General features: G+C 46.0%; 13 protein-coding genes and 1 tRNA gene. 9 read left to right on the forward strand and 5 right to left on the reverse strand.

The features are described 5' to 3' along the window. The first annotated feature begins 129 nt into the window (after positions 1 to 129). The 7 genes from CHA6605_RS18040 (at position 130) to CHA6605_RS18070 (ending at position 6170) form a co-directional block, all read left to right on the forward strand. Complete coding sequence (locus CHA6605_RS18040; protein WP_015160838.1) at positions 130 to 333, forward strand: helix-turn-helix domain-containing protein; 204 nt, start codon at positions 130 to 132, stop codon at positions 331 to 333. 23 nt (positions 334 to 356) lie between these two features. After that, positions 357 to 1055, forward strand: coding sequence for an esterase/lipase family protein (locus CHA6605_RS18045; protein WP_015160839.1), 699 nt, complete (start codon positions 357 to 359; stop codon positions 1053 to 1055). Between the two features lie 174 nt (positions 1056 to 1229). Then, positions 1230 to 1859: a WG repeat-containing protein gene (locus CHA6605_RS18050; protein WP_015160840.1), complete on the forward strand. Its 630-nt coding sequence runs from the start codon at positions 1230 to 1232 to the stop codon at positions 1857 to 1859. Positions 1860 to 2122: 263 nt separating this feature from the next. Then, complete coding sequence (locus CHA6605_RS18055) at positions 2123 to 2746, forward strand: cytochrome b/b6 domain-containing protein (protein ID WP_015160841.1); 624 nt, start codon at positions 2123 to 2125, stop codon at positions 2744 to 2746. A 95-nt stretch (positions 2747 to 2841) separates the two neighbouring features. After that, positions 2842 to 3549 (forward strand): molybdopterin-dependent oxidoreductase, encoded by a 708-nt coding sequence (locus CHA6605_RS18060; RefSeq protein WP_015160842.1) that lies wholly within the window; start codon positions 2842 to 2844, stop codon positions 3547 to 3549. 94 nt (positions 3550 to 3643) lie between these two features. Beyond that, complete coding sequence (locus tag CHA6605_RS18065; protein WP_015160843.1) at positions 3644 to 5887, forward strand: DUF4129 domain-containing protein; 2244 nt, start codon at positions 3644 to 3646, stop codon at positions 5885 to 5887. Between the two features lie 210 nt (positions 5888 to 6097). After that, a tRNA-Thr gene (locus tag CHA6605_RS18070) sits at positions 6098 to 6170 on the forward strand. A gap of 193 nt (positions 6171 to 6363) precedes the next feature. On the opposite strand, the gene CHA6605_RS18075 is transcribed toward CHA6605_RS18070, so the two are convergent. From CHA6605_RS18075 to CHA6605_RS31790, 5 genes are all read right to left on the reverse strand, one after another. Further along, positions 6364 to 6738: a hypothetical protein gene (locus CHA6605_RS18075; RefSeq protein WP_015160845.1), complete on the reverse strand. Its 375-nt coding sequence runs from the start codon at positions 6736 to 6738 to the stop codon at positions 6364 to 6366. Between the two features lie 403 nt (positions 6739 to 7141). Continuing rightward, positions 7142 to 7648 (reverse strand): hypothetical protein, encoded by a 507-nt coding sequence (locus tag CHA6605_RS18080; protein WP_015160846.1) that lies wholly within the window; start codon positions 7646 to 7648, stop codon positions 7142 to 7144. A 474-nt stretch (positions 7649 to 8122) separates the two neighbouring features. Beyond that, positions 8123 to 8428, reverse strand: a complete 306-nt coding sequence (locus tag CHA6605_RS18085; RefSeq protein ID WP_015160847.1) for a hypothetical protein — start codon at positions 8426 to 8428, stop codon at positions 8123 to 8125. Positions 8429 to 8642: 214 nt separating this feature from the next. Continuing rightward, positions 8643 to 8951 carry a hypothetical protein gene (locus CHA6605_RS18090; RefSeq protein ID WP_015160848.1) on the reverse strand — a complete coding sequence of 103 codons (309 nt, stop codon included), beginning with the start codon at positions 8949 to 8951 and terminating at the stop codon, positions 8643 to 8645. A gap of 51 nt (positions 8952 to 9002) precedes the next feature. Then, entirely contained in the window at positions 9003 to 9731 is a 729-nt protein-coding gene (locus tag CHA6605_RS31790) for a Spy/CpxP family protein refolding chaperone (RefSeq protein WP_157260030.1), read from the reverse strand. A 562-nt stretch (positions 9732 to 10293) separates the two neighbouring features. On the opposite strand from CHA6605_RS31790, the gene CHA6605_RS18100 reads away from it, so the two are divergent. Next, positions 10294 to 11586: a sensor histidine kinase gene (locus CHA6605_RS18100; protein ID WP_015160850.1), complete on the forward strand. Its 1293-nt coding sequence runs from the start codon at positions 10294 to 10296 to the stop codon at positions 11584 to 11586. 149 nt (positions 11587 to 11735) lie between these two features. Then, entirely contained in the window at positions 11736 to 12038 is a 303-nt protein-coding gene (locus CHA6605_RS18105; RefSeq protein ID WP_015160851.1) for a DUF3288 family protein, read from the forward strand. The last annotated feature ends 9 nt before the right edge of the window (positions 12039 to 12047 follow it).

Here is a 12047-nt window from a genome sequence, read left to right on the forward strand (position 1 = left end):
CTCAATCTTAGACGGTTAAATTATCAGAGGTAGAGGAAGTCGATCGAATTATTAGTATTCTCGATCGAGATAAAATTAGCTATTCTATTGCAGAATATTGACTGATACTAACTGTGAGGAGACAGCCGAATGAACGGGCAAGAGCGAGAACCACGTTGTGTCAAAGAGAGTGCCGAGTATCTCGGTTTATCGGTTGGTACGATCTACAGACTGGCGCGGCTTGGCGAGATTGCCCACCATTGGGAGGGCAGACAGCTTCGCTGCTATACAGCAGATCTGAATGAATTCTTAGCTCGCCCCGAAGTCGAACGACGACGTTTGTCAACTTTTTAGAATTTTACGACTAATCGATATTAATGTTACCCACCGTTATTTTACCTGGCTACCTCGAAAGTGCCGATGTTTATCTGCCGCTCCAACAAGCTTTAACCGCACTCGGTACACCGACAACTACAGTACCACTGCGCAAACGCGATTGGTTGCCAACACTCGGCGGTCGATCGATGATACCAATTTTGCGACAACTCGATCGGACTGTCAGTGCCGCCTTAGTAGATAATCAAGCCGCACAAATCAATCTGATCGGACATTCAGCAGGCGGCTGGATTAGTCGGATTTATTTAGGCGATATTCCTTATACAATTCATGGTGATGTCACCGAAGCCGAGCAATTGTGGAATGCGAAAGCTAAAGTTGCCAATCTAATTACACTGGGAACTCCACATATTAGCGGCGAACGCTGGACTAAGAAAAATCTCGATTTTGTGAACGATAATTATCCAGGTGCCAAGCATCCCGAAGTCAGATATGTTTGCGTTGCGGGTAAATCGATCTATGGCGAAAAAAAGCTCGGTCAGTGGTTGGCATATAGTAGTTATCAGCAAACTTGCGGCGAAGGAAATACTTGGGGTGATGGAATTACCGCAATTAAGGCAGCACATTTGACTGGTGCGATAAATATTGAGATCGAGGGTGTCAAACATTCACCACGAACGCCTGGGATTTGGTATGGTTCGCCAGCGGTTTTACCGCAATGGACTGGTTATCTCAGTTGAGTTATAAAATATTGACTTTATAGAAGTGAGCTATGTTTTAAGTAGATAAAGTATTTCCGATTTATTTTAAAATTAATATGCTCATGTCCGGCAATTGACTGATGGATATCACAGCCTAGTTTCAATCGGGTTCAGACAATAGAGTTACATTAAGTTATCGATTGTCACCTTAGCATGAAACCCAGCTCCTTTGTGGCCCTGATTGGCTCGCTTGCAATTAATGGATTCAATACTTTCCATCAACCTGCTGTTGCCGAGCAACTTCCTCCATCTCGGCATATTGCTGAAGCTGTCCGTCCGGCAAATGCGAGTAATAGTCAGACAGATAGTCTAGTTATCGCACGAGTAGGCCAGAAGTATGGATATAAAGATGCTAACGGTAAGCTAGTAATTCCCGCTCGCTTTGATAATTGTTATGATTTTTTTGATGGATTAGCTGCTGTCGAAATCAATGGTGAGTGGGGTTATATCGATCGATCTGGAGAATTGGTCATTCCGGCACAATTCGATCGTGCTGGCAGTTTTGATGGTGGTTTAGCCCTCATCCAATTAGATGAAAAGTGGGGCTATATCGATCGACAAGGTGAGATTGCGGTTACGCCCATTTTTGAAGAGGCTGAGACTTTTAGTGAGGATTTAGCTAAAGTAAAAGTTGGCGATAAGTGGGGCTATATTAATAAAAGAGGGACTTTAGTTATCGCCCCAATTTTTGATGAGGTCGATAGTTTTCATAATGATACGGCTTGGATTAGAATCGGTAAACAAGTAGGTTATATCGATCGCACGGGTAAGTTTCTACAATAAATATTTACTTACCAGTGGAGTACAGATACCCAGACAAAATTTACTTTGTGGATGCGCTGACAATTTACGAACTTTCTGAGTTGTGACTAGTACGAGACGGCAGAAATAAAGCTACCATTTCTTGCCAACTCTCCCTGTCTTGTCATGTCTTGTCTCGCATAATCCCCGCTCCCCACTCCCCACCAAAATAGTAACTAGACTTACGCCGTAGACTACTAGCTGCGATCGAATCTACAATAAGAGTAAATTCACATAAAGTTCAGATGACAGCTACGACGGGAAAAGAGCCAGGAGGACAACCAACGATCGTTAAGATCTTCCATTGGGTAAATATAATTAGCCTATTTGGGATGATTGCTAGTGGGTTGCAGATCTATAATGCAAATCCCGTGTTTGGCGGACGCGAAGGCTGGCATATTCCCTGGCTGATAACATTGGGAGGTTGGTTGGCTGGCGGACGCAATTGGCACTTTGCCTTAATGTGGATTTATGGCATCAACTTATTAGGCTACGGCATTTATATTTTTTGGACGCGCAGATGGCGCGATCGATTTATTGCTACTGTCGATATCAAAGCACTTCAAGCTAGCCGCAATATTAAGAGACGAAATTATGCTTGGCATCGGTTAGTTTATACGAGTATTATCCCAATCTTATTACTGGCGATCGCGACGGGTTTGGCAATGTATCAACCCGTCCAATTTTATTGGTTATCTTCAATATTTGGCGATTGGCAATCGTTACGAACGGTACATTTTATGACTGTGCCACTTGTTTTATTATTTACTTTCGTTCATTCTAGTTTGGCATTAGGTATCGGTGAAGGCAAGATTGCATCAGCATTTTTAGAAATTAAAGATATCAAGATAGTTCAGAATAAGTCTTAGATTGCAAGTAGTAACATAACTGGTGGGCACTGCTCACCCTACTGGGACGAATTATATTTCTATCTACTATTCACTATTCACTATCTACTATCAAGATGAACGAAATATCCGAAGAACCGCAACACATCTCCCGCCGTCAACTATTACAATGGGTGGGTGCTGGTTTATTTGTAAATGTAGCCGGAACTTTGCTCTACGATCCGATCGGGCGAATTTCGATGCCTGCGAATGAGGCATTTGAAGCCTTGTTATTATCATCGAAACCGACACCAGAGTTCCCAATTTCGGCGATCGAACCCGATAAACTAATTGTCAATAGTTTTCGCGGTACGCCTGCGATCGATTTAGCAAACTTTAAATTAAATATCTCTGGAGCGGTAAACAACCCCCTGAGTTTAAAAATGGCCGATATCCAACAGTTTCCATTGACATCGATGGTCATCCGTCAGGTATGTGTCGAGGGCTGGGCGGCAATCGTGCAGTGGGGAGGCGTGAGAATGCGAGATTTATTAACTTTAGCCCAACCTCGATCTGGTGCTAAATATGTCTATTTCAAATCTGCCGATGGCTATTATGAAAGCTGGGATTTAGCATCGGTAGTCCATCCGCAAACTTTATTAGCCTATCAAATGAATGGTCGAGATTTACCCAAAGAGAATGGTGCTCCTTTACGATTGGCGGCACCGATTAAATTAGGTTATAAGCAGAGTAAATGGGTCACAGAAATAGTCGTCACTGAGAAGTTGTTACCCAAGCGCGGCTATTGGGAAGATTTGGGATATGAATGGTTTGCTGGATTATAAAATGGGCGATTGGCGAACTAGCGATTAAATTTGGGCATATTAGATGGACTAAGCTTACGTAAGTGCTGCTGTCAGATTTAATACTGCGAATTATATGGGCATATTCGTTTTCGTCCTGGCCTTAGTTGCTTCGATTTGGGCATTGAGGTGGATTACGAGCGGACTCAACCTTGACATTGGTTCTTCACGAAAAGAACCGATCGTCCTCAATTACCCACGGGCAGCCATGTCAGTGGAGCCGATCGTCAAACCAGTTGATGAAGTAAAAATTCCCGAACGATTGCCTCAAATCTTTCTAGATTACGTGCCGAGTGTCGTACCCACCCCGGCAAGTGAGGCTCAGTCAGAAATATCCGCAAACTTTACCATCGCATCATCAGCAGTCGAAGAATCCCTGTTATTTCGGCTTATGGTACTGGCACTATTTATCCTGAGCGTTATTAATACAGATTTAGCAGCGGGAACTCATTACAGCGCAATCTGCCTGCCCATCACTATCTTCGGGACATTTTGGAGCTATACCCGTCGCCATCATGCCAAACATTGGCTGAATATCTCGGTATCCGTCGTTAGTAGCGCGCTCGTTATCGGGTATCTGACACCACTTTTAGTCAGACAAACTCAGAATGCGATCGATGGAGCCGCACCAACAGCCAAATTAATCTTCGCGCTAGCATTGACACTGGGCACGATCTGTATCGGACTCCAGATGGGTTTGAGCTGCCATCTCTACAGTCGCCGCTTGTTGGGTTATTGCATGGTAGCGAGTATCACGCTCATGGCTGTTGCGGCTAGTTTGAGCCAGAATGGACTCTATTTGCTGCTATTGGCTGGTTTTATCGCGATCGGGATTCCTACTTTGATGCTCGATTATCGATCGAGACTAGGACTTAAACCAGTTGGCATTACGTCTGTAACGCAACTGGGACAACTACCCTATCACCATTTACCCTGGAAATATCTAAGTCAATTAGCCGCAATTGCGATCGGGTTAGGATTGGTAGTCGCATTATTTTTACCCAACTTTTCGATTCCTCAGCTCTCATTGCAACCACCCGGATTGGATCGACTGCAAATTCCCCAAAAACCACTAAATTTGGGTAATAATTCTCGATTCTCCAATGGAGAGGCTTCGCCAACGAATTCATCACCGCAGCTTAGCCTTCCGCCCCAGCCAACCGCCAAAGAACTAGCCGCTCAGGTATTTGGGCAACCAGGTAACGATCGATACCCCGACACGATTTCTCAGCCGAATCTATCTCTACCGCCCGAACTTGCCAGTCAACTGCGACAATCTGTCCAAAACATTTTAGCCACCTCACCCCAACCGCTCAAATCCGACTACGATCGAGCCAGTTATTTAGGTGAGTATCTCCAACAACATTATCAATCCGATCCCAACCAAGTAAATACTGCCAACCTCCCACCGCTCGATGCCAAATTAATCCAACAACTTACCGCCGCATGTGCGACGGCTCCCACAAATTGTAAATTGGTAGGCTCCGATCGGGATATTCCGGTAGTTTACACCTCCATGCTGCGATCGATCGGCATCCCCTCTCGCCTCAAAACTGGCGAAACACTCAGCCAAATCGATCCGCAAACCAAACTCTACCAACGCCCACCAGCCCAATTCCCAGGTAAAACTGAGGTCTATATTCCCAATTGGGGCTGGCTCGGACTAAATTCCACACCTACTGGCAACCAGCAGCCAGCTTTACTAAATCTCGATGCACGCCAAATAGCCCAACTTCAGGCACAAGTGCAGCAGCTCGCACCTACGCCACCGCCTTCGGTTACCCCGACACTCCCAACACCACCAACATCTCCAGCCAATCCTGCATCTTTGCCCCCAACAACACCAGCAACTCCTGTCAATCTCGCCCCCTCGCCCCCAACTATCCCATCTCCACTCGATCGCTCCGATCTCCCACTCCCGCTCCTAAAAACTTTCGCGATCGTCGCCGCGATCGGCAGTGTTCTCGGTTGGTACTGGTGGCGCAATCATCTACAGCAACAGGAACTAGCGCGGCTACCACCAGTCGAGCAAATTTATCGATCCATGCTCGCCACTTTAAGCCAACAAGGTCGAACCAGACTACCAACACAAACGCAGTTAGAATACGCCCAAAGTATCGCCACTACCGAGCATCCCCAAATTGCTAAAGTTGTCTGGGAAATTTCCCAACTATATACAGCTTGGCGATATGGCAAACAACCCATCGATATCCGACAGTTGGCCAAAAAACTGCAATATTTCCAACACCTACAGCAATTAGCTGCCGCCAGAAAACGCCAACAGTGGTTTGTAAGTCTCAATCCCACCTCTAGCCGTTAGCTCCACCCGTTAGCATCGTCTGTGGTAGGTAATCTTTTCAGAACCACTCCTAAACTTAACTCCTAACCGCTCTCTAGCTGGCGGTCGTTATCAATTCTGGAGGCTGCCAACGAGCTACGGCTGTTGCTTGCGCGCCGATGGACAGTCTGGATCGCTTGTCTAAATTTTTGCTAGACATAGCTCGATCTATATGTTATTATAAAGAAATGCGCTGGCGTAGCTCAGTTGGTAGAGCAGCTGATTTGTAATCAGCCGGTCGGGGGTTCGAATCCGTCCGCCAGCTTACTAAAACTCTTATCTTTAGAAGATCTAAGCATGAGGGAGTCGATAAAGAAAGGGAGAATGACAATCGTCATTCTCCCTTTTTGGTTATTGCTAACAATTCGATCTAATTAAGTGCCAATGCTTGGAGATTTGACCGCGTCGTATTTTCAGGGTCGGTACCCTCTGCAATCTGTAGAGTCAGGCTGGCAAGTTTAGTGACCGTAACGGGAGTCACCACGATAATCATTGTTGGAGTCGTTACGATAATCCTTGTAAGAGTTACCATGATAGTCGTCACGAGATTCAATGCGGTACTCATTCTGCCGATGGTAGCGTTTGGAAAAATATTCCCAACGGCGGCGACGTGCTTCGCGCGCCCGTTCGCGCTGGATTTCCCACTGGCGGCGACGATATGAGTCGCCATGATAGTCTTGCTGTCCGCCGATTTTGATGATCAGTTGGGCGCGCAGATCTGCCGATGGTCTCTCAGTGGTGGCAGGATTGTTAGGCGTTGTTAGAGCTTGGGAGTCTGGAGCGATGGCGAGCATGGTGAGTAACCCAATCGCTAAGGCTGTGAATTTAGACATAGTTAAGTTACGGTTGGAGGATAAAAATAGATGATGGCATTACAACTTTAGGCCGATCCAGAGCTAGAGTCATCGAGCTAAGGTAATGCTTTTGGGTGAGATATATCTATATGTATATATCTTTAGTCATGGTTGACAGTCAAACGTCGATTTTAGTTCGGCACCTAGTTACAAATCTTAACACTTTCCTTTAAAGGTCGAGATGTTTGGTAATTTGGGGGTTGGGGTTTGTGGGTACTCCCCAGATCTACATTAACTACTAATGTTGTTGTACTATTACAACGTGCGATCGATCGTACCTTAAATCGGCACAGCCGAAAAAATAAGCCAAAGCCGGATGTCGGCGTTGGCTCACAGATCGAGGAATTAATTGGCTCTGGGCAAGTTGCGATCGAAAGCGTCTCTAGAAGCGGAAACCAGCACCAACACTGAAACCTGTACCTTGACCGCGATCGGTACTCAAGGGAATGATTAACGATCCTTTTAAACGTAAGCTATCGGTGAGATCGAGATCGGCACCACCGACTAAGCTCACAGTAGTGACGTTATTACCGTTGCTACTGTTGTAATCTACAGAACCACCAACAAAGGGAGTAATCGCAAGAGAGCTATCATTATTTGTGAGCGGGATATCGTAAGTCAGCGCGGTACCAAAGTCCGTACCGTTGCTAGGAAAGTAGATAAATGGGCGGAGAGAAAGATTATCGCTGATGCTAAATTTAGAATCAACCCCAATTGCAGTTTGTCCGTTACCAAACAAGATAGATGGGCCGATCGAACTCTGACTTACTTGTGGAGAATTTGGAGGTAGAGGACTTGGAGGTTCGACTTGCGCGCTAGCTGGTGTAGTCATGCCGAGAGTGACGATCGAAGATAGCAGTGCAACAAAGGCAATTAGTTTAGTTTTCATCTTGCTGTTTTTAATTGTTTAAATTTTGTCGATTTTGGAGGTGATTTCAGCACCTAAAATGAAGCTTTGCGTGGGGCATGAATTTGACATTCATACTTATAGGTTAATAATTTTCAGTGGATATTTATATCCATCGATAGTTAGAGATTTAAACCGAGTATTGTCTACCCAAAGTAACGAGAGTAGTTTGTTCGTAGTCAGTAGAAAGCCGAAACACACCAAATCGTTATGATGCGTCGATCTACATTAGTAAACAGTCTTGGCAGTGGAGCTAGAGCAAATAAACAGCAATAACTCCTCGCTCTTTCAATTCGACTACTCGCTCTATATTTCGGTAGATTAAGATTGATTCTTCAATCGATTGCCGCTGGATCGATGCCCGAATAGAGTATTGTTGAAACTAAATATCTCCATCGACTGATGCCGATTGAAGATTTTTAATTTGATACGTGCGCGATCGAAATGCGATCGGGTTTAATATCTATAATTGAGGCGATCGCGACGATACTCACCATAAGACCGTTCGTCCCGTCTGCGGGCACGCTCGCGACGGCGTGCTTGACGTTCGCGCTGTAGCTCCTGCTCCCGCCGACGCTGTAACATATTTCCACGCGAGTAACCGCGATGGCGATCGCCGATCTTCAAGATAACTTGGGAGTGGAAGTTAGCGGCTGGCTGTGAAATCGAGACAGGAGAAACGTTTGCGGTTATTGCTTCAGACTTGGGAGCTATCGCGATGACTGTTAATAAGCCGATCGCCACTGAGGTCAGTTTTAACATGGGTAAATTGTAGTTAGTTATGGAAAGTAAGAAGCATGGTCTCGATAGCAATCTTTCCTTTAAATAGATTCATCGCATCAATGGGATAGATCTACTTCAAAGATGATTTGACTCCTTCCAAAACACTAGCTCCCGCCCCTTCTTTGAAAGATAGATAGAGGAAGGTGTAATCTAGGCCGTAAATTGAAACCGCCATCGGCAACTAGAGTATCGATTAGTAGCGATCGCGACGATACTCACGATGGTAATCAGAGTAACGGTCTTCTCTAGAATAGTACCTGTTGCGGCGGCGGTCGGCTTCGCGTTCGCGTTGGATCTGCCATTCGCGGCGGCCCCGTCCTTCCCAACGATTGGAGTATTCAGGCTGCGTACCGACGCCAATGACAGCTTTAACTTTGGTGCTGCCATCCCAGCGCGGGCCGATATAAATGGATTCGAGGTTAATCGGGATAGCTTGCGATTGGGGCGCAATAGTGAGGACTGTGAGGGCGGCGATCGCGATCGGCGTAATGAGTTTTAACATCTGTTGAGTATTAATTAATCGATAACTACTGGAATAAAGTTGAGTGCAACACTAGACAGAGTTGCGTCTGCCACCATATCTGTGATGGGAGGATTTACGTTGAACTTGTTGCTCTGGGGTGAGAATGGCGTCTAACTGCTGTCTGCTAGCTTGACGGATCGTTCTAATTTTGAGTTGTTGGTCGGCAGTCAAGTTAAGGCTTTTCCATGCGTTTCGCATGGCTTGACGACGTTCGTAACGAGATTGAGCTTGCTGTTGTTGTTCGGGGGTGAGAACTGTTTTCAGACGATCGCGAGCAGATGCCCGCAGTTGCGACATTTTGGACTTTTGTTCGGGAGTGAGATTCAACCGAGCCATCGCGCCCTCTCTGCGCCACCTACCGCTGCCTTGCACGAGCTGCGCTTGTTGTTCGGGGGTCAAAATTGACCTAAATTGAGCTTTGTTGGCTGCGCGAATAGCTTTGAGTTGAGATTTTTGGTCTGCGGTGAGGTTCATTTGCTGGCGACCTTGGCGGTTAGCTTGGCGTTGCGCCTGTAACTGCGAGTATTGTTGACGTTGTGTGGGGGTGAGGACTGCTTCAATCTGACGGATAGTAGTCGCTTGAAGCTGCTCTATTTTAGTTTTTTGGTCGTTAGTCAGATTGAGATTAGAGCGGGTGCGCTTGCCCATTTCACCAGCGATAGTCCGTTCCTGGGGGGTACGATAGAGATTGTCGGCAAATGCTGGTGCAGCAATCGCGATCGCTATTAACGGAATTAAGTTCGCGAGTTGTTTGTTCATGGAAGAAATCGGGGTTTGGAGTAGGGTAAAATGTTTGCTTTCCATGTCTATATCTTATGATTTGGGCCAGATCTCGGCATCAGGCTAAGGTCACGATCGATTGACCAAAGATTCGACCTCTAGTCATAGATCTAAATCACTCAAAGCATGACTAAGGTAACGCTCGAATTGGAACAAATCCAGTTATGTTAGAAGAAATATCTTAGATCGATCGCTCAGATGATGTTTTAAAAGTTAGTTTTGTTGCCGCTATAGTCAATCGCAGCAATAACATCAGTTGCTTATTATGAGTTACTGGTAAATTTAGGGAGTAGAGGGTAGGAGTGAAAATGCTCGCCTTTTTCCCGCTCGCTACTTTCTACACACACTGAGAATTAATAATTAGTACTATGTGGCAGAAATTAACCAACCATTCCTTTCCCCGCTCCCCGCTCCCCGCTCCCCGCTCCCCGCTCCCCGCTCCCCGCAAAATAGTAACCTTATTTACGCCATAGACTACTAGCAATATATATTAATCGATCGATTGCCATCCACTCGATACCGACCCCATCACCCCATTTGAATGCAGATCGAACTTTTCATGCGCCACCCTTTGAGATCGCTACTATATATCGAGTGGATTTTATTTGCAGTAGTAATGGCCATCGAAGTATCTCCGCGCGATGGGCAAGCGATCGAACTAAAGTGGCTTAATGTAGGGATTGTGGTGGTGCTAGCGTTGATGGGGTTGCACCTGCCTTTAGGTAAATTGTTGGTGAGGGTGCTATATACGATCGCTCAAACGATCGTCATTTTCTTAGCCGCTTATGTCGGAATGCGTCAAGTGGGTTTGCTCTGCGTCATTGTCCTGATGCGTAGCTACTTGGTATTTGGACGACAATATCGGTTGTGGGTGACTGGGGGAATATTCGTGCTGTATCTGATCGCAACAACTTTATTTCCTTACCGTCAACGTTCGCGCGCCTATCGGGGATTGCCGCCACGCACTAACATCACCAATGGTAACTCCCGACCGCAGCCCTTACCTGGAACTAGCGCGCCACCTGTCGATCCACAGGGAGAATCCGCACAGGAGACTCGCCGAGAACGGGATGGGTTCAAGTGGGGCTTTGTCTCTTTATTTGCAGGCATCTTATTGAGCCTGCAATTGTTGGTAGATCGCATTTTAGCTGAAAAACAGGCCAAAGAAGAACTCGCGATCGCCAATCAACGCATCCGTACCTATGCCCTCAGAGCGCAAGAAAATGGCAGCTTGCAAGAACGCAATCGGATCGCCCGCGAAATCCACGACTCGCTGGGACACTCCCTGACAGCTCTCAATCTCCACCTCGAAATGGCTGTCAAACTCTCCCAAATTCAACCCGAAAAATCGCGCGAAGTCTTGCTCGAAGCCAAACGACTTGGGTCGATCGCGCTCAAAGATGTCCGCGAATCAGTCTCGACGCTCCGCTCCGATCCGCTCCACAACCAAGATCTAACTACAGCAATTTATAAATTAGCCGATGAATTTAAGCTCTCTAACCAAATTCGACCCGCTTGTTACTTAGATTTACCGCTCAACTTACCTCAACCGATCGCCATCACTATCTACCGCATCATCCAAGAAGCATTGACAAACATCAGTAAATATGCTCAGGCAACAGAAACGATTGTCGAAATTCGCACCGAACCTACTACGATCGAACTAAATATCGTCGATAATGGTCGCGGCTTTATTCCCGATCACAACATGAGTGGATTTGGCATCCAAGGAATGCGAGAACGCGTATTATCATTACAAGGCGAATTTAAAATTATTAGTAATACCGACTTAGGCTGTCAAATCGTCGTTAGTATTCCGTTTGTGAAGGAGTAAAAGAGTGGATGGGTATATAGGGAAACGCTTAAAGCTAAGACCTAAAGCCTAGAGCCTAAAGCCGATTTTTAGAGGCAGGCTATTTTAGGCTTAAAATATTCTTAATGTCGTAAACCCCTATCCCTCTCCATCCCTATAGCCCCTAACTCATGGCAGAACAAAGCAAATTACCCCAACGTCATCCACAAGAGAAGCTAGATCGGCTAATTGTCGATCGATTATTGGAGAGCGACCCTCAAGAAGCGATGGCTTTGGCTGAATTAGCCAGACTCAGAATTAGATACAACGGGTTTCCGGGTGCGACAGACATTCAAGCCAATCTCGATCGATTGTTGATTGAATGGCACCTCACTGAGGAACAGCTATTCGCCAAAACTCGCGAACTTCACAACACCGAACCAATCTATCAAGTCAAAGCCAAAAAATATCAAGAACAAGAAGATTGGAATTAGGGTAGGGGA

Origin of the sequence: Chamaesiphon minutus PCC 6605 (assembly GCF_000317145.1) — a bacterium.
Classification (GTDB): Bacteria; Cyanobacteriota; Cyanobacteriia; order Cyanobacteriales; family Chamaesiphonaceae; genus Chamaesiphon; species Chamaesiphon minutus.

What these genes read in the sequence shown, in the direction of transcription:
- CHA6605_RS18100 (WP_015160850.1), top strand. Translation starts at nt 10,294, where the DNA reads ATGCAGATCGAACTTTTCATGCGCCACCCTTTGAGATCGCTACTATAT.
- CHA6605_RS18065 (WP_015160843.1), top strand. Translation starts at nt 3,644, where the DNA reads ATGGGCATATTCGTTTTCGTCCTGGCCTTAGTTGCTTCGATTTGGGCA.
- CHA6605_RS31790 (WP_157260030.1), bottom strand. Translation starts at nt 9,731, where the DNA reads ATGAACAAACAACTCGCGAACTTAATTCCGTTAATAGCGATCGCGATT.
- CHA6605_RS18090 (WP_015160848.1), bottom strand. Translation starts at nt 8,951, where the DNA reads ATGTTAAAACTCATTACGCCGATCGCGATCGCCGCCCTCACAGTCCTC.
- CHA6605_RS18060 (WP_015160842.1), top strand. Translation starts at nt 2,842, where the DNA reads ATGAACGAAATATCCGAAGAACCGCAACACATCTCCCGCCGTCAACTA.
- CHA6605_RS18105 (WP_015160851.1), top strand. Translation starts at nt 11,736, where the DNA reads ATGGCAGAACAAAGCAAATTACCCCAACGTCATCCACAAGAGAAGCTA.
- CHA6605_RS18085 (WP_015160847.1), bottom strand. Translation starts at nt 8,428, where the DNA reads ATGTTAAAACTGACCTCAGTGGCGATCGGCTTATTAACAGTCATCGCG.
- CHA6605_RS18040 (WP_015160838.1), top strand. Translation starts at nt 130, where the DNA reads ATGAACGGGCAAGAGCGAGAACCACGTTGTGTCAAAGAGAGTGCCGAG.
- CHA6605_RS18075 (WP_015160845.1), bottom strand. Translation starts at nt 6,738, where the DNA reads ATGTCTAAATTCACAGCCTTAGCGATTGGGTTACTCACCATGCTCGCC.
- CHA6605_RS18080 (WP_015160846.1), bottom strand. Translation starts at nt 7,648, where the DNA reads ATGAAAACTAAACTAATTGCCTTTGTTGCACTGCTATCTTCGATCGTC.
- CHA6605_RS18055 (WP_015160841.1), top strand. Translation starts at nt 2,123, where the DNA reads ATGACAGCTACGACGGGAAAAGAGCCAGGAGGACAACCAACGATCGTT.
- CHA6605_RS18045 (WP_015160839.1), top strand. Translation starts at nt 357, where the DNA reads ATGTTACCCACCGTTATTTTACCTGGCTACCTCGAAAGTGCCGATGTT.
- CHA6605_RS18050 (WP_015160840.1), top strand. Translation starts at nt 1,230, where the DNA reads ATGAAACCCAGCTCCTTTGTGGCCCTGATTGGCTCGCTTGCAATTAAT.